This is a genomic window from Synechococcus sp. WH 5701 (genome assembly GCF_000153045.1).
Lineage (GTDB): Bacteria > Cyanobacteriota > Cyanobacteriia > PCC-6307 > Cyanobiaceae > Regnicoccus_A > Regnicoccus_A antarcticus.
In genome coordinates, this window is record NZ_AANO01000130.1 from 1 (window position 1) to 1,108 (window position 1,108).

General features: G+C 57.4%; 2 protein-coding genes. One reads left to right on the plus strand and one right to left on the minus strand.

Annotated features, from left to right (window positions below; genetic code table 11):
- Window positions 1-386 (minus strand): tetratricopeptide repeat protein (locus tag WH5701_RS16420; RefSeq protein ID WP_156776481.1); only part of this gene is annotated, 386 nt, incomplete at its 3' end.
- A gap of 107 nt (window positions 387-493) precedes the next feature.
- Between WH5701_RS16420 and WH5701_RS16425 the strand changes: the two genes are divergently transcribed.
- A partial coding sequence (locus tag WH5701_RS16425) for a hypothetical protein (RefSeq protein WP_071934158.1) occupies window positions 494-1,108 on the plus strand: 615 nt, incomplete at its 3' end.

Sequence of the window (1,108 nt, forward strand, 5' to 3'; positions counted from 1 at the left end):
AACAACAACTGCAGCACTTGGGCATCGAGTGGATGCAAACTCAGCAGTTGCTTGAGTTCGCTCACGGCCCCATCGATGTTGCCCGTCAGCCGTTGAAGATCAGCACTCAGCAAGGCGAGATTGAGAGAGCGAGGTTGCTCCGCAAGCCAAGGCTGGAGTACCAATAAAGCGTCTTCAAAACGACCTCGGGCCAGGAGACGTTCCAGCAGTTTGCGACGGGTGTTTGGGGTCAGCTCCTCCTGCGCCTCCAGGCGATCGAGGAGCTCCTCTGCCTGGAGATCGTCATTGGTTTGATTGCCTAAAGCAGAGGATTGGGTCGTGAGCGATGCAGCAAGACTCCACCCCAAAAACGAAGCACTGACAAGGGACAGGCCCAGCAGGAGCATCCGTGTTGGGCGAGGCATGGACCTGAATCAGTGCCGCCAGTCTGAGGCGATTGCTGAGAGCTGGCTACAGTCACCACACGGATTTTTGCACCGCCCGGACCAGCTCAATGCGCGCCCATCCGATTCCCCCTGTCACCGAGCCGTTGCAGTTCCGGGCCATCGGTCTTGTTCGCGGTACCTACACCCCGACAGACCCCGATCAAGTCACGCGTGGCGTGCTGACCGATTCCAATGGCCTTGAACTTGAAACCGTTGTGCTTGGAAGGGTCTTAACCCTGATGCGCCGTCATCTCGCCATGGATCACCCCCATCTTTGGGTGGTGTATCCCCGTTGTCGGGATAGTGAACACCTCCACCTCCAGATCGCGGGTGTTTGGGAACCAAGCACCCTTTCCCCGGATCAAAACGATTTGGACGACACGCTTCCGCAAGGTGACGACTACTTCTCCATTCGCGGAGAATTGATTTATACCAAGCCCGAAACGGGTGAGATGGTGGTCAAAGTGCGACAGCTCCCGCGTCCCGATGGCAAACGTCCATTGCCATTCAAGGTGTCGATCAAAGGGGAACTTCCCCTTGAGCATCTGCGCCATTTCGTGAGCTTCGATCTTCGTCGTCAGGGTCAAGAACTCCATTTGGAGAACCATGAGGTGATCGCACCGATGCCGACTCGTGGCGGTAAATCCAAGGGTGGCCGGGGAGCGGCTACCACCCGCAGCAGC